This window comes from Paraglaciecola psychrophila 170 (genome assembly GCF_000347635.1).
GTDB classification, from domain to species: domain Bacteria; phylum Pseudomonadota; class Gammaproteobacteria; order Enterobacterales; family Alteromonadaceae; genus Paraglaciecola; species Paraglaciecola psychrophila.
The window spans coordinates 2714232-2735665 of sequence record NC_020514.1 but is presented as its reverse complement, the minus strand read 5'-3'; the positions used below and the strand labels follow the sequence as shown (position 1 = coordinate 2735665).

Genomic DNA, 21434 nt, shown 5'->3' with positions numbered 1-21434 from the left:
CCTAATGAGTTCGTGTGTGAGTTGGCTACAGCCAACTTTAAAACAAAAAATTGTTGAGGTACAAGTCGGCGAATATAAGCTTGATAAAGACCACGCTGCACTATTATTTAAAATTAACCATATGGGTTTTTCAAGCTATGTAGGCCGCTTCAATGAGTTTGATGTGAGCCTTAATTTTGATCCCAACAACATTGAAAATTCAAGTGTTGAAGCAGTAATTAATATGCGCAGTATTGATGTCAATAATCCAGCCTTTGCGACCACACTTTTAGGCGCAACATGGCTTAATACTGAAAACTTTCCTCAAGCTGTGTTTCGTAGTTTATCTGTTGAAAAAATTGAAAATGAACAGTTATTAGTACAAGGAGAACTTACTTTTTTAGGTACATCTCAGGCAGTAACCATGGTGGCTAAATTAAATGGTGCGGCCAATAATCCACTAACCCGAAAGTATACTCTTGGCTTTGCTGCCAATTTACGATTTAACCGTTCTGTATTTGGTTTGAAAAAGTTTATTCCAGTGGTGAGTGACGAAGTAGAGATTGAGATACACAGCGAATTTCAACGCCAGTAGTATTGAGGCTGTGGCTACTAACTAAATTTATAAATCTGCATAATATTGGTATGAGCTTTATATAGTATTTTCCCAGTTAGTGAGGCTTTAGCTTACTGGGAAATACGTAAATATATAGTTCAACGTATTGACGAACCCAACACCTCGTAACCTCATGGTGCTCACTTTTCATGGGCTACTATCACACTATTGTAATACTATTCGCTTTAGTTTATTTATGCTGAAACCAAGCATTCTTATATGCCAAGCTTCCCCACAATGCATGAGCCAAGGCTATATCAGCTAGTTCTTGGTTCAGTGGTGTTCGGACGAGTGTCTTTTCTTTTAAATCATATACAAAATTACTAGGTGTTTTATGGGGCTGCAGTATAGTGACTTCATCGCCTTGCATATAGCCAAAGTTTTCAGCATATTGCATCATAGCTCGCCCCGATGCTTCAGAGGCATTCAAATCTTGTCCCAGCATCGGTGAATGGTTTGAGATCCCCATTAAGGATAATAAAGTGGGGGGTAAGTCAATCTGACTTACGACTCTTTCATCCGATAAATAGGCCTTTCCTGAATTTAAAATAACACCAGGAATATGAAAGTTTTTGATTGGTACAAGGTCACGTCCCAATGCTCTAGCATCATGATCTGCCACCACAAGAAATACGGTATCTTTCCAATAAGGGCGATTTTTAGCATTATCAATAAACTTGCCCAAAGCGTAGTCTGCATACTGGATTGCTTTGTGACGCATGCGTTCTCTTGAGCCATATTTTGATAATTGCTCAGCGGTGTATTCAATGGGGGTCACAATACCTTCTGGAATTTCAAATGGGTCGTGGTTGCTTGAGGAAAAAATAAAACTAAAAAACGGTTTATTGCTGTTGTGAAGTTCAGTTAATTCAATATCAGCTTGATTAAATAAGTCCTCATCACTGGCTCCCCATGACGCCACAAACTGAGGATTAATAATATCATTGAAGTCAACAATATCGGTAAAACCATTGCCTAAGAAAAAACTTTTCATATTATCGAAATGACTTTCACCGCCGTATATAAATTGCGTTGTATAACCGTTATCTTTCAGCAAATTTGCAATAGTAAAGAAGCCTTGCTGAGATTTATCCAATTTAACTACCGCTCTTGCCGGTGTTGGGGTGAATCCAGTAATAACCGCTTCAATGCCTCTGACAGAACGAGTGCCAGTCGCATACAATTGTTTAAATGCCCACCCCTGTTTATTTAGTTTATCGATTTCAGGCGTAAGAGGCAGCCCTCCTAAAGATGATACAAATTGCGCACCTAGACTTTCCTCTAAAATAATCACTAAATTTTTAGGTTTACCTTGATAAACAGGTAAGCGCAAAGACCGAGAGGGTTGTGTATTATCTTTAAACGCGTGCAGGCCTAAGCCTGTTTCTTGCCTAATAAGAGTGATCACTTTCTCGTTGTCCATTATGCCGTAAAGTTTGGCAGCATTTTTTTCATTTCCAAATTGTTTATAGGCATGGGCAACACTATAAATTGAATTTAAGGTTAAAGAGTTGACTAAAGGATCAGTTGAAAAGTACACCAGTGATGGGTTGATGGGACGATGTCCTAATGTGCCTCTAGCACCAAGGAAAAAGACTAACAGCATGGTAAAACATGACAAAGAAGCAAAAATAATGGATACACGATTTATGGGTTTATCTAACCCAATAATCTTATCTAAAAAGGTCCAACACACTTTACTCAGGGTGATAAGAAATATACATACCAGCGCTAATGTCAGTAAATGTCCGTTGAATAACATTTTCATCACTTCATTAGGATAAGCTAAATATTCAATAAACAATCGATTCGGGCGAAAACCGTATTCGTTGATAAATGCGGGGTGGCGAGTTCAAAAAATACCACCACAATGAACACGCATAAAAATATAAACTTCAATATTTTAAGCCATACATCGCGGTATCTGGTTAACATTAACCAAGGATGCAGCATTGAAGGTAAAAGCAATAAATAACCCAGCCAACTTAGGTCGATTCTTAGTCCATTCAACAAAAGCGTGATTACGCTTTGTATGTCGTTAAACCGATCAACCTGCCATAAACTCAATCCAACCCTAGAAACAAAAAGTGTAACAATGAGGAGTACAGAAAATATGATAAAGGGTCGTAACAAATACACAACAGCGGTAAACATCGATATTCATATCTCTAATAAAACACGAGGCATACCTTAAAAAACGAAACTTAAGAATGGCTTAATTTAAACTGAAATTAAGCTAGGATAGACATTGTTTCGCCAACATAACGGCTATTACGTTTAACCTTATGCCACAAATTTTGAACACAAGGTAGGATTTGTAATTTTCGTTACTCAATATTTTAATGTTGTTTTAATGCTGAACGCTGCGGCAACAATACCACTAAAATAATAATCACCAATAAAAGTAAACCTGTCGTTGTATATCGACTAAAATCAAGACCTCCTTGCGCTATAGGTTTATCTAAAAAGTCACCGAACACGGCACCAAGAGGCCGAGTAAGAACGAATGCTAACCAGAATAAGATAGTCCGTGATATGTGGGTAAACAAAAACAAGCGATCACTAATATTAAGCCAGCACTGAAAATATATGCCGCGCCTACATATCCCAAACCAGCAGAGACCGCAGTCCAGTCACCAAGAGCCGTTCCAAGCGTTTGAGAGAACATGATGGTGAGCCAGTAAAATGCTTCAGCTTTTGGATTATGAATTGAGGCAACACTGATACTACCTAGTGATTTATGCCAAATGAGTAACGTGCTAACTAACAATATCGCTAAAAGTGTGGAGCCTCCAATATAACCAATACCTAAAGACCTATCAGCAAAGTCGGCAAGTGTTGTGCCAACCGTTGTGGAAGCTATGATTGCAATCCAATATATAGATGGTTTGAATTTTATAGCCTTAATTTGGCACACAACAGCCACAATTAAACAAGACATAAATATAATTGTGCCAATTAAATATCCAAGATTCATTGACATAGAAACAGCGTCACCGACTGTTTCGCCAAGGGTAGTGGCAAGAATTTTAATGATCCAAAAGCCCAAAGTAACTTGAGGTACTTTAATCAACGCTTCTTTAATATCAGGATCCACTTTCACCTCATTATAAATCATGTTTACTCAATCCAAATACAGCAATAACGACAGTTTAAAGTAAAATAATTAACCAAATACTGGCTGCAACTACTAGGCTAATTAACACGGCTGCAGAGCCTAAATCTTTTGCTAAACCAGATAACGGGTGTATATCTAATCCCACTCTATCTACTACTGCCTCTATCGCTGTGTTGATGATTTCTGTAAACAAAATGAATATTATCGCAAGAATTAATATCAGCTGTTGTTTAATACTGATCTCGAACATAAACGAAATCGGTATCGCCAGAAGCAAAAGTAATAATTCTTGCTTAAAAGCAGATTCATTATCGTAAAGCCACTTAAATGCTCGAAATGAATTGAGGGTGGCTAATTGGATCCTTCTTATACCTGTGAGCTTATTTTTATTATCAAACACTAGTTTTCTAGCTCCGTTCTTAATTTAGTTGATGTTGTGGTGCGTGCAATGGCACTTTGAGATTTACACTGAATGAAGGGATCACTATCCGTTCTATACGCGGTCGAACGGACAGACATAATGCTCAATATTGTATCGAAAATATTATCGTGAGATATTCTGGAATCTGCGGAGGCATTCAGACAAGTAAGGTTAAAGTCAGTTTGTAACGGGTCGCTCCAATAAATCATCGGGACGTGTGTTTGCTCCTCAGGCGCAAACGCATAGGGTAAGCCATGCAAGTAAATACCCTTTTCTCCGAGTGACTCTCCATGGTCTGAAATATAAAGTAAGGATGTATCAATATCGTCTTTTTCTGCTAAATCCCCTAATCCAGTGATAATTTCTGACAGCACAAAGTCGGTATAGGCAATAGTATTATCATAAGTATTAATAAGTTGTTGCTGTGAACAGTTTTGGATGTCGCTTCGCTGGCAATCGGGTGTGAAAACTCTTTTTTCTATTGGGTAGCGCTTAAAATAAGTGGGGCCATGAGATCCAATCATGTGTAACACAATCAGCGTATTTTGGTGAGTCAGATGTTTTAGCTTACTCCGCAATGGCGCCAAAAGCGCTTCGTCATAACAATATTCGCCATCACAATGAGGATTGGAGCGGCTGGTATCCAGTTGTTGCGTTTTAACCCGGGTACACACACCTTTACAGCTGCCGTTATTATTACTTATCCACAACACATCCGCACCGGCCAAATGAACCAAATCCACTGCGTTTTGTTGGGCGACCGCAATACGTTTATCATAGTTTTGTTTACTTAATCTCGAAAACATACAGGGTACAGAAACAGCCGTTGCGGTACCGCATGAATGCATATTGGAAAAAGACACCACGCCTTGCTTATCGGTAAACTGATTTGTTGGTTTATTGTAGCCATTTAGCGAAAAACTCTGAGCGCGGGCTGTTTCGCCCAGCACCATAACGGTGACATGTTTTCTTGAACTATCACGCACGATTGAGGGCGATGTATCGAGTACTTTGAATTCCAGAGGTGGAGTGAAATAGTGATTGCGCACAAATTTATATGACGCATCCAGCATTTTATACGGGGTAATATAGCTAATGAGTGCTTTGTTGTTTCTGCCCACTGACGCGTAATTTGAATAAAATAAGCCACCTATTAGAAGCATCACCGCAATATTTAATACAATAAGTTTTACACGGCTTAATAATTCTTTTAAAAAAGGCTGATAGGTAAGTTGCACCGCGTATATTATTATCGATGGGACAATACCAAATACAACAAAGAATAAGGTTGCGTGTACGTTAACGTAAGACAAGGCTTCTGCTCTGTCAGTTTCAACCGTATTTTGAACCATGCCGTAATCAAACACTATTCCATAGGAAGTCGTGCCGTAAAATATCAGAGATGAACAAATCACGGTGCTTATTAAAACGAATTTAGTGATCCACCTAAAAGAGAGAATACTTTGTAGGATTACGGTGAATGACAATAAAAATATAGGCACAGACAGTAAAAAAATGACGTTGTAGTTATCGAGGTCTATGATCACATGGGTTGTTTTCACCAAAAAAGGGAGATTTAAAATCAGAGCAATATAACAACAGGTAAAGAACACCAACTGGTTTGTTGTTATGGCTAAATTTTTAAAATACATCATAAATTTTTTCACTAAATTAAGCCTTAAAATGAATGTTTGGTGGTAATCCGAAATTCAACGCTGTTCACGTTGGGATCTGAGGAAACAGGTTTAATAATATCGACGTGAATAACGCGGGCTTCGCTAGAGTGAGTTGAAAAGAAGCGTGCCCCTAAGCCAACAGATGTCATCAAAGGTGAGTCGGGGAGTGATGAGTCGACTCTCCCAAACACTCGGCCGCTATCAATAAAGGCGGCAGCGCCTAGTTCGAGTAATTTATAAATATTGATGTGAGGGTAGTAACGCGCCTCAACCGTTAATTGAGCACTATGTTTGCCGTGCTGGAACTGCAGCGGGTACCCCCTAACACCCGATTCACCTCCCAGGACAATAGGGGAGTCCAAAAATTGGTTTTTACTGAATTGATTAGCCTGTTTAAAATAGGCGCCCCAGTTATCATTAAACTTATAAAAATATTCAGTATTAATGTTTAGAAGTAGCCTATTTTCGACCTTACTGTTGGCATACACCTCTGCCTCGAAAGAGGCTTCAAATAGCCAAATAGCATTATTAAATACGTCAAAACCTTTGGATAAATGTGACTGCCACAGTATTGCTGGGGAAGCTTCATTATTGCTCAAGTCAGAACCCATACTGGCAATAACATTCCAGCCTAAGTTGAAGTCCTCAATTTGGTTTATGACGTTTAGGTTAGTTAGTTTCCGATAATCTTTTTGGAGATACTCAACAGTAAGAAAAGGATAATTAAAGGACCTATCTAACGGTAAAATTTTACTCGGCAAGTTGCTGGATATTGCTGAGTCGGTTAATTCTAAAAAGCGATGTGTGTCGTGGGTGAAACCTAATCCAAATCTTAATGTGTCGGTGGCAGAGTCTTGCTGCAGCCATTGCCAATCAACAGTTGAGAAGTTTTTATGATGAGTATATTGAGAAGATTCAATGCCATTTTCATACTGTGTGTCAATTTGATCAAAGTTATCAAAACCAATTTTATAAGCGTTACGCGTATCAAAACTGACAAATTTCTTTTGTAAGAATATGGCTTCTGATGTGCCATCATCATTACTTGTCAGCCGAATGCTGACGTTGATGTTGTTTTTTAAAAATAGGGGAAATTGGGTTTTAAGTTTATAACCAGTACGCTGATCATTACTAAAGTACTCAACCTCTGCATCAATACCCAACCCCAATAGATTTCGGTCTTTTATGCCTATCGCAAATTTGTTTTTTCCACCTTTTCTACCGAAATCAACGGTGGGCATCAAAGACCAATTATCCCAGGTCTGCACCTCGATTGTATTATCTTCGTGGTAAGTTACTGCAGCATTCCGAATGTATTTTTCCTTTCGAAGGTGCCGCTCTAACTCCAGTAAATCGTCATCGTTTATTTGGCATTTATTTAGGAAGAATGCAGACTCATTGATGAGTGTTTTATGTTTGGTTTTTATATGAAGAAAATTTGCCCAATGATGAAGAAATATGGTGCCTTTTTCAGAGAGGTCAAAAATATCATAAGGTACGAACTTAACGTTTTTTGTTTGCTCACACGTTTGCTCTTCGCTAGCGGCTAGACCAGAAAGTACAAAGGTAACAATGAAACTGATAGTCGTAAAAAGTTTAAAAAACAACTGCATATAAACACCTATTAATAAGTGTTTATATAATAAAAAAGGAAACTTAAGATCGGCTTAGATTAAACTGATAATTGACATAGATTAAACTGAATTTGTGTGTGTTGTATTAGCTATATGTAGAACTTTTATATGGTTAGATTAAAAATGTAGCCTTATTTTCCCAAAGAGATTGTGGGCATTCTTTGACTTAATAGCCCTTGTATATAAGTTTCTTTTTCCAAATTTAGCCAACTCATCCTCATATTCGCCACCAAAACCGTAACTTAAGTACAATGCGGTTAATTTAGAAAACGAATACTTATAACGTAATTGAAATGTGTTTTCACCAAACGCAAAGTCTTCACTCTTGTGCAAACGTTGTACTGAACCATCAGCCTGAATGACATATGTATTTAGATTGTTTGCTTTACCAATAACTGCTTCGAATTTGATGCGTAGCTCTTGATTAGCATCTATTTGATAATCCATACTCAGCTCAACACCTTGCTCTGTAAAACTGAACTCGCTAATCATATTGTCTTGGTCCCAATCTACCCAACTATTGCTGTGGTATTGAGAAACGGTAAAACTTACATTGAAGTCTTGATTCAATTGTTGGGCAATGCTGGTTTGCATATCATAGAAATAACCATTCCATCCTTCAGTACCCAGCGCTAACTCAAATTCGTATTGCCCCCATAAATATTCAGCAGAGGCGACTTCAAGCTCTAAAATTTGTGACGAGGGTAACCATAAGGCAAGATTGCCACGGGTAACGAGGTCATCAAATCCAGATGAGATCATTTCGATTGAAAGCCCGTACTCAAATTCATCTTGTGTTAGCAGCTCTGCAGCAGCACCAATCACATGAGGTAGCTTTTCATGTTGGAAGTTTGTTTTTATTTCTGTTTCGAGTGCAAATGTTATATCCCTTATTAACGTCGACGCCACATTGGGTATTTGATATTGATACTGGTATTCAAATTGTTTACGGTTCACCCGCTTTACAAATCCGATGTCATTAAGTTGTAAATGCTCTCCATAGGAAAACATACTAAATTCGTGAGTGTGTTGCCCAGCAATATCACTACTTCCTGTAAGCCACCAGCCAATATCTGCTTCGGTTTTGTTGTATTGTTTTATATTTGCCTTGATGATCCCAAGGTTTAGAGACGTGTTATCAGTGATGGCATAATGTATATCAGATGATAAAACGGTGGCCTGTCTATCTATATTCGGCGTATTAACATGGTTTAAAGATAAGCCGACTTTGCTTGCACCAAACGAGTATTGACCACGCAAGGCTAGAAAATCTCTACCATCCCCCCTTGTTGTAGGCTTTTCAAAAGCAGACAAAACACCTACATCATAATTTGCACTATTTAGAGTGTATTTTAGGGCAGAATGAAGCTCACTTTGATGTGCTTCGTCATAGAAATTATTGCCTCCAATTCTGGGTGAATGCACCAGTGTTAGAGTTTCAGGTCCGGTGACTTCGAATAAGCTTTGATTGTGATTAAAGAAAGGTCGTTTTTCTGAAAAAAAGTTTTCAATGGCTGAAAAATTGACGACCAGTTCATCTGATTCTACTTGTCCAAAATCAGGGTTAAGCGTTGCACTTAACCGTTGTCCTTTTGATGGCTGCCAAAACACCTCAGCACCAACTGACTCGCTATTACGGGTATTTAGAAAATCTTGATTAAATGAAACATAAGGAAACAAGTCAAAACTAGTCTGATTAAGCACCCTGCTTGAATATTTTGAAAACCGTTGAAAAAAGCTGTTCATTTGTGGATTAGCTGGCTCTGACGCATAAGTCGCATTACTGCTTTCGTCAAAGCGGCTCACATACACCCCAAATTGATTTTGGTCTTCAATTCCAAATGACATTGCACTCCATGGAATAAACACTTCAGCTACCCAACTGTTATCGTTAGTTGTTACCTTATAATCCCACTGAGTATCCCAATCAAGATCCAACACTTTATCTACATCATAGATACCATCAAAATAGTTACCTTGATGATTTATGGCAAATACATAACTTTGTTGTTCATTGTTTTTCATATCTAGCATGACTTGAAAGTGGTCATTTGAAAAAATGCTGTCATTTTCTTGAGTGCGAACACGTAACGCTTTTTGAGTCTTAGCGGTTAAACCTAAATATATGCCCTTATCCGTGGTTAGCAGTCGGTACGAAAACTGATTGTCATCTCGGACAAGAGTTTGGGGTAAAACTTGATAACTCTTTGTGAGGGTAAGGGTTAACTGCCACTGGTTTTCATCAAGAACGCCATCGATTATCATGTCTTGTGAATGTGCATTGAATGCACACATTAAATGGCTAAAAATGTAACCTAAATATCTATACTGATTCACAATAATATCGTAAAGACGACCTGTTTTTCTGGCTCTAGCACCACAGATAATGAGGCGCCAATGTTGTCACAATAAGACTTCACTATTGCTAGTCCCAATCCATATCGTTCTGATGAAGTTCTTGAGTTATCCTTTTGCCAAAGAGGTTCGAAAAATTGCTCTAAATCTGCCTCAGAATAATCATGGGTGCTGGTATTTGATATTACTATCATCATCTTTTTGTCTATTGTGGGGCTAATTGATATAGAAATAGGCGTATCTTCGGGGCTGTAAAACAGCGCATTATTGACCAAGTTAGACAATATAGTGTCAATGGCTATTTCGCTTATATGCATATGCGTAGATGGATTGTTAAAGCTTAAGCGAATGTCTCTTGCTGATTTATTTTCACGTTCAATAATACATTTAAGAAGTGATTCTATGTTGACGTCAGTCTTCTGTAATTCAACGCCAGATGTACTTTTTTGTAGTAAAAGAATGCCATTAACAATGTTCTTTAGACGTTGTGCAATATCTAGCACGTCACTTTTATACGTGTCAGATATTTGTCTTTCATGTGGAAACTTAATCGCGACTTCACTCAAGCTGAGTAATTCTGCAATAGGGGTTTTTAATTCATGAGCAATATCCGAGGTGATCCTTTTTTCACGTGAATAAAGCACTTTATTTTCACTGATAAAATGGTTAATTCCGCTGGCGATTGAGATAAGTTCTTCAGGTAGGTTGTCAGTCGATATGGTGCTAATTTGAGAATTTAAATTAATTTGTTTGAGGTCATCATTGAGTTTAACAAGGGGGATTAAGCCACGTTCAACCACATTAAATACAATTATTTTAACTGCGACAATGGCTATAATAGAGGTAACTAAAAATATGATATCTACAAACCAGAGTATTTGATTTAAGTTTTCGTTACTTATGGCATAGGCTAATGACATAGGCTGTTGTGTTTTAGAAAACTCTTCCTTGGTAATTCCAAAATCTTCCCGTACATCGCTTTCAATTTGAGGTTTAAATGTTGTGGAATACATTCTGCCTGAACGTCCATCTGGTAAAGTAATGTTGGTAATAGAAGATGTATTTATAGGAAGACTCAATTTAGGCAATGAATTTATTTCAAAAATATCAAGGGTTTGTGAGCGTTCAAATATTTCTTCATTTAGCCATAATTGAAAGTATTCTGGGTCGTTAAACCCTGAAAATTCAGGCATGAATTCATCTGCAAAATCAAACTCTATTTCTTCCGTGTCTTCACTTACTAATGTCACAAGCAAACTAGACTTTATAGTCATAGCTCTATCAAATTCACTGCTTATCCACTTATCTACAATGACATCAGTTACCACGAATATAGATATTAATAATATTGAAACTGAAATAGATATATAACGGCTTAATTTTTATTTAATCGAACTCATTAGTTGTTTTCAACAAAGTAACCAAAGCCACGTTTAGTCTTAATGGGCAAATCGTAACCTATCTCCCTCACTTTTTTGCGGGCAGACGACAAATGAGCCTCAATTGAATTTTTAGCTATCGCATCATATTGTCCTGCTAGGTATTCACTCAGTTTTTCTGGAGATATGACTTTGCCTTGGTTAGTGAATAGGCATTCCACTAACTTATACTCATTTGGAGTGAAATTCGCATCTATACCATTACAGTGAAATTGTTTTAAATGGAGATCTAAAGAAAAAGTGCCAATATTAATTTTACTATCATTAATATTTAAGCTGCCTCGGCGCATAAGGCACAGTAGACGCACGTGAAGCTCGTCAAATGAAAATGGTTTGGTTAAGTAATCGTCGGCACCGTTCAATAACCCTTGAATTTTATCTTCTGTGAGATCGCGTGCAGATAATATTAATACTCTAATATTTTTTTTAGCATCGCGCAGTGCTTTTAGTATCGCCGTACCGTCAACAGAGGGCAGCATAAGGTCGAGAATTAAAAGAGAATAATCCCCAGCTAAGACCATACTTAAGCCTTCAGAACCATCGCCTGTATCGTCGACTGTAAAGCCAAGATTTGATAGCCCCACTTTTAAGCTTCTTCTAAGAGAGTTTGAATCTTCAATAATTAATATTTTCAAGATGCGAGCCAAAAACAATGAGTACAACCATTAACATATCAGATGAAACTTAAGTTTTGCTGATTTTATACTTAAGAAAGCGTTTTCTGCCCAAGTATATGCATCATGACTTTAATCACATCATTGATGTTCTCAGTCCAAGCATTTACCCATATTGTGTGGGTTTGTTGATTTCTAACTGTTGGTAACCAATTGAATCGCTGCAGTTCGCTGTAATGGGGCCACCAACACCAATGTATTGTGTCCCCATCCAAACAATAAACCCGGCATACAATACAAGCAGTATTTTACCGTTATTATTGGTCAGCTCGGAACTACTTCGTGCCAGAACCAGAAAAGTTACAGTGGCAAATATGAGAAACATCATCATTGGAATAACCCGGGGATAGTTGAAGACCACTGAGCCGGCAATGATCACGCCGGCAGGTAAGACCACCAATAAGTCGAAAACATTGCTGCCAAAGGCGTTTGTTAGGCTTGCGGAACTGTGGGTGCGTTGGGCGGCTTTGATGCTGACAAAAAGGTCAGGGATACTGGTTGCTGCCGCTAATATAGTTGCCCCCCAAAAATAACTCGGTGTTTGAAACATCTCGCCGAGATCAATTACCATTCGGATCATCATTTCTACCCCAAGGGTAACCAGCAACATGCAAAGAATCAGCTTGCCCCAGCTTTTGAGTGCTGAACAATTCGGATGTTTTTCTTTGGGGCTGTGGTCGCGTACTTCTTGATATTGTATGTAGATGTACAACCCGTAAAATAACAGCGGTAGGATCATCAGTGAACCGGTGAGTGTTCCGTTAAATTGTTGCACCGTAGACGGTTGATAAATTACCGCAAACGACAGCGTTAACATCACTATCAGCACACTGATAAGGTAAAACTGAGCTTCCCGGTACAGCACGTTGCGAGCTGCATGCAGTGAACCAGGTCTAAAAAATACCGAGGTCCCAGGGATGACCAATATATTGAACACTGCTGAACCAATAATGGTTGCCAGACCCAATTCAAAGTCGCCATGAACACCTGTCGCCAAAATGATAGTGACCAGTTCTGGGAAACTCGAACTGATTGCCATCACGGTGGAGCCTTTGACTGAGTCTGGCAACCCGTAACAGTTTGCTAAATCGTGGCATGCTTCCTCTAAATAGTGGCATGACTTCCAGACTATCGCTGTCGCAATAGCCAAAATAAGAAAGATATAGGCGAGTTCAGTTAGCACGTTGTTCCGTATTCATAATTGATTATATTGGTTCTATGGTAACCGATGCCATATTGGCTATTCAAATTTCACTTATTTGATAACGGAACATCTTCAAGTAGCTTAATGATCGTGGGGTTGTTGGATAATTTGGCTAGGTCAATAAGATAGCCTTTTTCAAGCTCTTGCATCGGTTGATTGGCTAACAACTCTTTTACCGATGACTCTTCACCATTTGCTATGGAGGTTTTCAAAGCCGCAAAGGTTGCGATACTGTGTTTATTTTCATCCGTCATATTAAATCCTATCGGTCTAGTTAGGTTAGCTCTGGTTTTGTTGCCTACTGTTAACACTTTATGTCACGGCTAGCAGTAACAAGTGACTGCGTTATTAATGCCGTTATCTGTATAAATCAAATAGTTTCCAAACTTAACTGATAACAAATAAGTCCATAAAAAGGTTTACTGGTGTTACCTCAAGTGTGCCTTGCTCTTTACAAAGTGTTGAGATCTTTTGACATTGTTGACTTGGGAAACGTGATGCTAGGTTAGTTTTGAATTTTTTCTCCAACAACGGGATGCCTTCTTTACGGCGAAGTCTATGACCTACTGGGTATTCTACAACCACTTCTTCAGTGCTACTGCCATCTTTAAAGAAAACCTGAATAGCATTGGCGATAGAGCGTTTATCTGCTTCTAAATACTCTGTGGTAAAGCGTTTATCTTCGACAATTTCCATTTTATCGCGAAGTTCATCGATGATGGGATGTGCGTTATGAAAATCGTCTTCGTAATGATCCGCCGTTAAATTACCAAACGCCAAAGGAACGGCAATCATGTATTGCAAACAATGGTCGCGGTCCGCAGCATTGGCAAGCGTACCCGTTTTTGAAATGATACGAATTGCAGATTCGTGAGTCCGGACTACGATTTTCTCGATATCCTGTAAACGAGCACTGACCTGAGGATACAAAATAACCGATGCCTCTGCAGCCGTTTGTGCATGAAACTCGGCTGGAAAAGAAATCTTAAACAAGATGTTTTCCATCACGTAAGAGCCGTAGTCTTGAGAAAACGAAAACTGTCGTTGAGCCTCTGGTTTCAGGGCTTGGTCTTTGTTTGTTTTAGAGAAAGAGACGTCATAAAACCCCCATTGCTCTGCAGTTAATGCGCTTGGTATACCCATTTCTCCGCGCATCGACATGTCAGCCAAACGCACTGCTCTTGAGGTTGCGTCGCCAGCTGCCCAAGATTTACGAGAGCCTGCGTTTGGTGCGTGACGATAAGTACGCAGAGCAGAGCCATCGACCCATGCCTGAGATACTGCCGCCATTATCTGCTCTCTATTGCCGCCCATCATTTTGGTAATAACCGCTGATGATGCAACGCGTACTAATAATACATGGCACAAACCCACTCGATTGAAAGAGTTTTCTATAGCGATCACTCCTTGAATTTCATGTGCCATCACCATGATCTCAAGTACTTCTCGCATAAAAAGAGGTGGCTCGCCTCTGGATAATCTAACTTGAGATAGATGATCTGCTACGGCCAGAATACCGCCTAAATTATCTGACGGATGCCCCCATTCAGCAGCCAACCAAGTATCGTTATAATCTAACCAACGAATGATACAACCAATGTCCCAAGCGGCTTTTACCGGATCTAGCGTCAGCGATGTTCCAGGTACTCGGGCCCCATTCGGTACAACCGTTCCTTGTACTATAGGGCCGAGGTGTTTGGTGCATTCAGGAAACCGAAGTGCCAGTAATCCACAGCCTAATGTGTCCATTAAACAGTTTCTTGCGGTGTCTAAAGCTTCTTCGCTGGTGACGTTATAATTTAATACATAATCGGCAATGTCTTGAATGACATGATCATAATCTGGACGGTTGTTAACATCTACATTACTGCTCATTTTGTATCCTTATTTGTTGTCTACATACTTGGCATAAGTTCTGTTGAAATTTACACTTAGGTTACTTAGAGGTGCTTTAGCATATTGAATGAGGCGACAGAGTTATGGCTGACTATGTGTCAGTAGTGCATAAATCCGTGGATAATTAATAAATCGGAAATTTATCATCCAAGTAACCACATCAAACTTTGAATCTGTACTCAGTGTTTACATTTTTGTGTCACCTACAATGGCTCTTGGTTCTAACCTTTCGATAAGTACAGCCTCATCTATATTGGTCAGCTCTTTGGCGACATCTAGTACCGTTCTGTTTTCTGTATAAGCTTTTTTGGCAATTTCGGCGCTTTTGTCGTAACCAATCAAACTCGTCAAGGCTGTCACTAACATAGGATTTCGTGCCACACTTTGCGCAATCTTTGCGTGGTTTATTTGCATGCCTTTGATGGCTTTATCCGCCAGCGAGATGCTACAAGTAGTCAGTAGTTGAATACTTTGTATTAGAGTATGGCTGATTAAAGGCAACATCGTGTTTAATTGGAAGTTGCCTGACTGTGCTGCCAAGGTGATGGTAGTGTCATTACCAATCACTTGAGTACATCCCATTAGCACGGCTTCGGGGATCACGGGGTTCACTTTTCCTGGCATGATACTGCTGCCTTTTTGAAGCTCAGGTAAGTGTATTTCATTTAAGCCATTTAACGGTCCGCTGCTCAGCCAACGGATATCATTACTGATTTTACTCAAGCTAACTGCGGCTGTTTTGAGGTTGCCACTGATGTTGACGGCTGTGTCTTGGGCACTGATTGCATGAAAGTAATTGTCAGCTGGGGTAAAAACCAATCCGCTATTGCCTGATAATATACGAGTCACGACAGTGCCAAATTCTGGATGTGTGTTGACACCTGTTCCTACAGCAGTGCCGCCAATAGCCAGCTTACATAAGCTTTGTAAGTTATGTTGGAGTTGGGTATGTATGAAGGTAATCTGATCTCGCCAAGCACTTATCTCTTGTCCAAAGCTTAACGGCATAGCATCCATAAGATGGGTTCTACCGGTTTTGATAGTATCCTGATGTTCCTTGGCTTTATTATCTAAAGTATCAACTAGGTGGGATAGGGCAGGCAGTAGTTCGTTTTCGATAAGTGTAGCTGCGCTTAAATGAATACACGATGGGATAACGTCATTAGAGCTTTGTCCTAAATTTACGTCATCCAAAGGGTGCACTGATATTTTTCCCTCACTTTGTAAAGCAACAAGGGAGGCAATCACCTCATTAGCATTCATGTTAGTACTAGTACCTGAACCAGTTTGAAATACATCGACTGGAAATTGATCGTCGTAGAAGCCGTTAGCCACGCTTTGTGCGGCACGTTTGATCGCCATCGCTTTGCCTGGCTCAAGTAGCCCTAGCTCCATATTGGCAATCGCAGCTGCACTTTTCACCTCACCCAGCGCCCAAAGAAAGGCACGGGGCATTTTCATCTCACTAATGGTGAAATTTCAAGCGCTTTAGCGGTTTCTTCACCCATATAAGACCTTACTGATATGCTCTGGATTATTAGTGTTATTGTTTTTGTTAGTGTCGTTTGTTGTTGTCATGTTTTATCCTTGATTTTTAGCCCATGGAATGATGCCCCGGCAATATTTTTTTGCGAGGCGACAAAAAATATTTTAATTAGATTGACGCATCTGCATCACGGATGTAGATGCGTGTATCGTCAGCAGCAACCTATGCATTTAACATATCACTTAATCGAATCATTATATGCCCTGTAGTTTTTGCTTAACTTGTTTCAGGTATTTACTGTCATTTAATTTATCTGAACGATATTCAGGACAGGCTTTTATCTGTTGCAAACTCATATTGCAGTTAACCGTTCTACTCCCCCAATTAAAAGCTTCAAACTGTTCTGGCGAGACAAGCACGTGTTTGCCACCAGGTAACCAGTCTCGCGTATCAATCACCAGATATTTTAGGGACCAGTTGTAGATATCCCAAATAAAGTCATAGATGTAACCCTTTTTACCATTCACGGCATTAATGCTGTAATGTGCAAGCTCATTAGCAGAACGCAAGTGGTTTGCTGTCTCAAGGTTGTCATCTGCAACATTGTCAGTTTCAGTGTCATCTATTTCTATACTCTCAAAAGGTAGTATATTTCCGCGAAATAGGGCGGTCGGGTATGCGTATTCTCCCCATGCACCTTCACCAGTCCAATAATAGCCGTAACCAAAATAATCGTAATATATTTTTTCAAACTCCCGAGATACGGTTTCATGCTCTTCAACTTTGGGGCAACTTTTTATCATGTCTTTTGACAATGACACCGTCATTGCATAAGCATCTGCACTAAATTCAAGTAATGAAATAGGACTTATTAATACTTTCTGACTCAGTGGCAGCCAAGGATGGGTATCAACTACCAAAAAACGAATTGTTAAAGACCTATCATCAAAATACACATCTTTGGCCTGACCTAAGTCACCGTCAGTTGCCTTAATGGTGCATCCGCTTAATTCTTTTAGACTGGCTAACATCGTTTTCTCCTCATTGATGAATTGATTTATCGACGTTTTTCAATATTATTTATGGAGCTATCCATAAATAATACTCATTAAAATATTGTCTTCGCTTGATGACAAATGGCTAAAAATCTCATTTTATATAAACTGAATTTAATTAGCACACGAATGATTATAACGCACCAACATGTTTAATGCATTTCATGCAGCTATCCAAAACTCAAAACATACAGGCATTTAACTTGACTGCAACCCGTTGTGTTATTATTACGGCCAAGGATAAAGAGTAGAGAACTAATTATTATTATGTATTTATACGATTTCATGTCGAATGCCAAATATAATTATGGGTGTTAGCCATACTCTTTATCAGTACACAGTAAAAATCTGCAAGGAAAGGTTATGAAATATAAAATAAGAGATGCAAACCGAAGGCATGCGCCACTTGAACGCAGCTTTCTTAAACTATCATCACCTTTAGAAGCCTTTATCAATAGCCAAGCTATGGCCGGAATAGTGTTATTTATTGCCGCTTTACTGGCTATTCTTATGGTCAATGTTGGGTGGCAACACCAATATGAAACCTTAAGTAAACTGGTGCTCGCAGTTTCACTCGGGGACTGGGAAATCAGTCACTCAATACACTATTGGATAAATGATGGGTTGATGGTGTTATTTTTCTTTATCTTGGGTTTAGAAATTAAGTATGAGTGTTTAGTTGGAGCACTGAGTGATCTGAAAGACGCCGCCTTAGTGATTGCTATGGCGATAGGTGGCATGGTGCTACCGGCATTAATCTATCTGCTAATTGTCAGTATAGGTGGAATAGACGCTTATCAGGGGTGGGGTATACCGATGGCAACGGACACCGCTTTTGCCATCGGTATTTTAACATTATTAGGCACTAGAGCTCCTCGAGCCGCCGCCATTATACTGACAGGTTTAGCTATTGTTGATGACATGGGGGCTGTTGCGGTTATTGGTCTTTTTTATACAGAGGAAATTGTGGTCAGTTCGCTTTTATGGGCTGGATTGACATTAATCGCAATGTTATTGATGAACTTGCTAGGTATAAGAAAGGCCTCATTTTATTTTATCGGAGGTGTTTTATTGTGGTGGTTTATTCTTCAATCTGGAATTCATGCCACGACGGCAGGAATTTTGGCGGCCTTAATGGTTCCCACAAGACCTTATGCCAACAAGGTTTGGTTTCAACGTAAAATGAAAAACGTGGTTAAGAATTTTGAAGAGGTCAACAAACCGGACTCCACTATTCTTGAAAGTGGGGAGCAACACGCACTGGCGGTTGAAGCTGAAGATATTGCTAAAAAAACCACTACACCGATAATACGCTGGGGTAACTCACTTGATAAACCCGTTAGTCTTATCATATTACCGTTATTTGCTTTTTTAAACGCGGGCATGCTGATACCCACCGATATTCCTGAATTTAGCGATGCGGTGGTCACATTGGCCGTTTTATTTGGTCTTGTATTGGGTAAAGGAATAGGGATCAGTGTTTTTGCGTGGCTATCTCTAAAAACGGGCATAGCAAGGCTACCCAAGGGTGTAGATTTTTATCACATCGTGGGTATTGGTTTCTTGGCTGGTATTGGGTTTACTATGTCTCTATTTATCTCAGCATTAGCATTCGAAGGACAACCTGAATTAATTGAACAAGCCAAATTAGGCATTTTGTTTGGTTCAATAATCGCTGGTATTCTCGGCACGGTGTTTTTATTATTTGCGTCTAGAAGATAAATTGAGGTTTGACCATTTTCACATTTGGTAATTTGAGCTGAGTAGGGGGGCTCAGAACAAACTATATCAAAAAGGAGCCCATCAAAGATTGTAATGAATGGGCTCCAAAAGGTTGTAAAACCTGTACTTTGAGGAATTCTATGCATTCATTTAGTGGCACGTTGTTATCTCAAATAAGAATGCCAGTCACTAATATTAGGGATTTCCGCAATAATACATAACTTCCGTTCAGACTAAAATTTACTGACAGGTATAGCCACCATCAATCACTAACTCAGTACCGGTCACGAATTTAGATTCATCCGATGCGAGATACAACACGCCTGTGACGTTGATATTCATTAGAGATTCCCATTCTATTTTGGTTATTTCATGAGTGGGTTTATTGACTCCGGCTATACCCGCGTTATTAACCAGGATATCAATTGTTCCAAACTCACTGGCCACTTCAGAAAACACCTGTTGAACGTTGTCTTCATTTGACGTCTCTAGATGCCAATATTTAGCTACACCGCCAGCTGCATTGATCTCATCAGTGAGGTTTTGACCTTGTTTATCATTGATGTCTGTTATGGCTACCTTCGCGCCTTGTTGCGCTATAAGAAGGGCGGTGGCTTTACCAATACCCAGTGCAGCACCGGTTATTAATGCTGTTTTATTTTCGACTCTTTTTATGTTGATATCCTTAATGTATATGAGCTAGTAAAAAATTAATCAATTCTATTAGTATCAATAAATTTGACTATTCAGCTATTTCAGGATGATCTGACGGGGCTGGTCCACAGATATTGGTATGAATATTCCTTTAGAGTCCTTGTGAACGCTATAAATTCTAGTGTATTTGAATCAGCGATACTCTGAAACTAATTCCAAATTGGATTATTAACATAAGCTAAATCAAATGTTATTTGATCTTTATATGCTTCACTGGCGCCTTCTACAGCATCTCCCCACAAACGTCAGTACTCTTTAAGTCTTTACTCACTTGCTGAATTTTTGATTTGCTTATGTCCTTGGCATTCTCAAGTTGTTGTTCTGCCTCGAGAAAAGCCTGTTACAACGTTTACCTTCTTGCATCACAAACGCTTCGACACTTTCAACCATTGCTTTATAGCTTGCCTGTAATTCTGTTGCTTGTTTATTTATTTTTCATGACGAAAACCTTAAAAAGATCATGTGAACATTAACCATAATTACCCTTAGGTGAGGCAGATACCATTCGGTATTATACCTAATAAATTGTGGACACTACCTACCTTGATTTATAAGGCTAGACGATAAGTCTGGGAAGAGAATAGTTCAGTGAAACTATTGATATGTCATGAACATATCATTTACCAAATAGTTATTTTATTTTGCTGGACTTAACGTACGTAACGACAAGCTGATTGGATAATGATCAGAAGAATGAATATCAGTATGTACAAGGGCATCGACTATTTCTAATCCGCGACAGTAAACATGGTCAAGATGCTGAAATAAATGACTCAACCTTGGCTGGCGCTTCATTTCCACTTCCTGTAACGAAAACGACAACGCTTGCTCAGTAAAATATTTTAATCTTTTTCCATTCCAAGTATTAAAATCACCTGCCAATAATATAGGCCCAGTATGATGCTCTAGTGTTTGGAATACTTGCTTGAGGTGCGCCCTGAATTTTTTAAAAGAAACAAAGTTAATAATATGACAATTGAGAACCAGCAATGATTGTGCCGATGTATCTAACGGATATACTGTTGCCAGCAACATTTTTTTTGTATTTGAAATCGGCTCGCTGTGTTTTGACGCTGCAAAATAATGTTTATTTGCCGTAACAGTCGACCCAGTTTTAACCCCAGTTTCGATGTTGGTTTTTACGTTTCTGAAGCTACGCGCCATAATCCACTGATGCTTTAATGACTTATTAAAATGCGGGTCGAGGGGAGAGTTTAAAATAGCTTCTTGTAGCAGAATTAAATCTTTGTTCTCCATAAGTTTTAAAAAATCGTCCCGCCATCCGTTCTTACCGCATTTAAATACATTCCACAATAAAATATTGATGTCTGGTCCTAACACCTGTTTTGAAGCGAGACCCATAATTTTTAGAGACTCAACTTTACTATATCGACTCTTAATCATAAAAATAATCCCTTTGTTACCCGCTCTTTAATACAATTTTT

At 39.0% G+C, this 21434-nt stretch carries 18 protein-coding genes; 2 read left to right on the top strand and 16 right to left on the bottom strand.

What is annotated here, in order from left to right; genetic code table 11:
• The first annotated feature begins 16 nt into the window (after window positions 1-16).
• Window positions 17-574, top strand: coding sequence for a YceI family protein (locus C427_RS11980; RefSeq protein WP_226991068.1), 558 nt, complete (start codon window positions 17-19; stop codon window positions 572-574).
• A 211-nt stretch (window positions 575-785) separates the two neighbouring features.
• Here the strand turns inward: C427_RS11980 and C427_RS11975 are convergent, their stop codons facing one another.
• The 14 genes from C427_RS11975 to C427_RS11910 form a co-directional block, all read right to left on the bottom strand.
• Window positions 786-2357 carry an LTA synthase family protein gene (locus C427_RS11975; protein ID WP_226991067.1) on the bottom strand — a complete coding sequence of 524 codons (1572 nt, stop codon included), beginning with the start codon at window positions 2355-2357 and terminating at the stop codon, window positions 786-788.
• 577 nt (window positions 2358-2934) lie between these two features.
• Entirely contained in the window at window positions 2935-3075 is a 141-nt protein-coding gene (locus tag C427_RS29010) for a hypothetical protein (protein WP_015430880.1), read from the bottom strand.
• A gap of 29 nt (window positions 3076-3104) precedes the next feature.
• Window positions 3105-3713 (bottom strand): COG4705 family protein, encoded by a 609-nt coding sequence (locus C427_RS11965; protein ID WP_015430879.1) that lies wholly within the window; start codon window positions 3711-3713, stop codon window positions 3105-3107.
• 34 nt (window positions 3714-3747) lie between these two features.
• Complete coding sequence (locus C427_RS11960) at window positions 3748-4113, bottom strand: diacylglycerol kinase (RefSeq protein ID WP_007635577.1); 366 nt, start codon at window positions 4111-4113, stop codon at window positions 3748-3750.
• Window positions 4113-5801: a phosphoethanolamine transferase gene (locus tag C427_RS11955; RefSeq protein ID WP_007635576.1), complete on the bottom strand. Its 1689-nt coding sequence runs from the start codon at window positions 5799-5801 to the stop codon at window positions 4113-4115. The genes C427_RS11960 and C427_RS11955 overlap by 1 nt, the downstream gene beginning before the upstream one ends.
• An 11-nt stretch (window positions 5802-5812) precedes the next feature.
• Window positions 5813-7423, bottom strand: a complete 1611-nt coding sequence (locus tag C427_RS11950; protein WP_007635574.1) for a ShlB/FhaC/HecB family protein — start codon at window positions 7421-7423, stop codon at window positions 5813-5815.
• A gap of 138 nt (window positions 7424-7561) precedes the next feature.
• On the bottom strand, window positions 7562-9781 hold the full coding sequence (locus tag C427_RS11945) for a DUF5916 domain-containing protein (protein WP_226991066.1): 2220 nt from the start codon (window positions 9779-9781) through the stop codon (window positions 7562-7564).
• Window positions 9778-11049, bottom strand: coding sequence for a sensor histidine kinase (locus C427_RS11940; protein WP_236613695.1), 1272 nt, complete (start codon window positions 11047-11049; stop codon window positions 9778-9780). The genes C427_RS11945 and C427_RS11940 overlap by 4 nt, the downstream gene beginning before the upstream one ends.
• Before the next feature lie 149 nt (window positions 11050-11198).
• Window positions 11199-11873, bottom strand: a complete 675-nt coding sequence (locus C427_RS11935) for a response regulator transcription factor (RefSeq protein ID WP_015430878.1) — start codon at window positions 11871-11873, stop codon at window positions 11199-11201.
• A gap of 145 nt (window positions 11874-12018) precedes the next feature.
• Window positions 12019-13095, bottom strand: a complete 1077-nt coding sequence (locus C427_RS11930; RefSeq protein ID WP_015430877.1) for a sodium:calcium antiporter — start codon at window positions 13093-13095, stop codon at window positions 12019-12021.
• A 68-nt stretch (window positions 13096-13163) separates the two neighbouring features.
• Window positions 13164-13370, bottom strand: a complete 207-nt coding sequence (locus tag C427_RS11925; protein WP_007635568.1) for a hypothetical protein — start codon at window positions 13368-13370, stop codon at window positions 13164-13166.
• Window positions 13371-13503: 133 nt separating this feature from the next.
• Window positions 13504-14991, bottom strand: coding sequence for a bifunctional 2-methylcitrate dehydratase/aconitate hydratase (locus tag C427_RS11920; RefSeq protein ID WP_007635567.1), 1488 nt, complete (start codon window positions 14989-14991; stop codon window positions 13504-13506).
• A 207-nt stretch (window positions 14992-15198) separates the two neighbouring features.
• Entirely contained in the window at window positions 15199-16467 is a 1269-nt protein-coding gene (locus C427_RS11915) for a class II fumarate hydratase (protein WP_322786659.1), read from the bottom strand.
• A gap of 285 nt (window positions 16468-16752) precedes the next feature.
• Window positions 16753-17529: a PRC-barrel domain-containing protein gene (locus tag C427_RS11910; protein ID WP_007635565.1), complete on the bottom strand. Its 777-nt coding sequence runs from the start codon at window positions 17527-17529 to the stop codon at window positions 16753-16755.
• Between the two features lie 387 nt (window positions 17530-17916).
• Between C427_RS11910 and nhaA the strand changes: the two genes are divergently transcribed.
• A complete protein-coding gene (nhaA, locus tag C427_RS11905) occupies window positions 17917-19275 on the top strand; it encodes a Na+/H+ antiporter NhaA (RefSeq protein WP_007635564.1) in 1359 nt (452 codons plus the stop codon).
• A gap of 240 nt (window positions 19276-19515) precedes the next feature.
• Here the strand turns inward: nhaA and C427_RS24940 are convergent, their stop codons facing one another.
• Both C427_RS24940 and C427_RS11890 read right to left on the bottom strand, forming a co-directional pair.
• Window positions 19516-19920 (bottom strand): SDR family NAD(P)-dependent oxidoreductase, encoded by a 405-nt coding sequence (locus tag C427_RS24940; protein ID WP_226991072.1) that lies wholly within the window; start codon window positions 19918-19920, stop codon window positions 19516-19518.
• 705 nt (window positions 19921-20625) lie between these two features.
• On the bottom strand, window positions 20626-21393 hold the full coding sequence (locus C427_RS11890; protein WP_007635562.1) for an endonuclease/exonuclease/phosphatase family protein: 768 nt from the start codon (window positions 21391-21393) through the stop codon (window positions 20626-20628).
• Between the last annotated feature and the right edge of the window lie 41 nt (window positions 21394-21434).